The 642-nt window shown below is 50.6% G+C and carries 1 protein-coding gene; it reads right to left on the bottom strand.

Annotated elements, in window-relative coordinates; translation table 11 throughout:
• A partial coding sequence (locus IAQ59_RS22095) for a reverse transcriptase domain-containing protein (RefSeq protein ID WP_342450744.1) occupies window positions 1-640 on the bottom strand: 640 nt, incomplete at its 3' end.
• Window positions 641-642: the final 2 nt, after the last annotated feature.

Raw genomic sequence — 642 nt, 5'->3', positions numbered from 1 at the left:
TCTCGTTGCCCACCTTTCTGGCCTCCTTCTTTGACTTGGTGTAGATGCTGAAATCGTCCGCATAACGGACGTATTTCAGGTTTCGCCTGTCCAGTTCCTTGTCTAGCACATCCAGCAGGATGTTGCTTAATAGGGGGCTGAGCGGGGATCCCTGTGGAACGCCTTTTCTACGTTTGTGCAGTTTTCCGTTGGTCTGGATGGGTGCACGCAGCCATTTTCGGATCAGCCGTAGGGTGGTAGGGCATTTTACCCGTTGGTAGATCAATTGAAGCAGTACAGAGTGGTCAACTTCGTCAAAGAACCCCTTGAGGTCAATGTCCACTATGTCCTGATAGCCATCATTGATGTTTTTCAGGGCTTGTGTAACTGCCTTATGGATGTTCTTTTCGGGGCGGAAGCCATAGCTGTGTTCCTCGAACGTAAGTTCATATTTGGTCATCAGCACTTGGCTTACCGCCTGTTGGAGCCACCTTTCCACTGCCGTGGGTACTCCCAGTAATCTGGTTTTTCCGTTGCTCTTGGGGATTTCAACCCCCTTGATAGGTTGTGGTACGTACGTGTGGTTCAGGATGGAGGTGGCAATACGATCCCTGTTGTTTTCCAGGTAGGAAAACAGTTCGGTGACCTGCATGCCGTCCACCC

Source organism: Lunatimonas salinarum (assembly GCF_017811155.1).
GTDB classification, from domain to species: Bacteria; Bacteroidota; Bacteroidia; order Cytophagales; family Cyclobacteriaceae; genus Lunatimonas; species Lunatimonas salinarum.
Note: the sequence above shows the minus strand (reverse complement) of the source record. Positions and strands in the feature narration are given on the sequence as shown.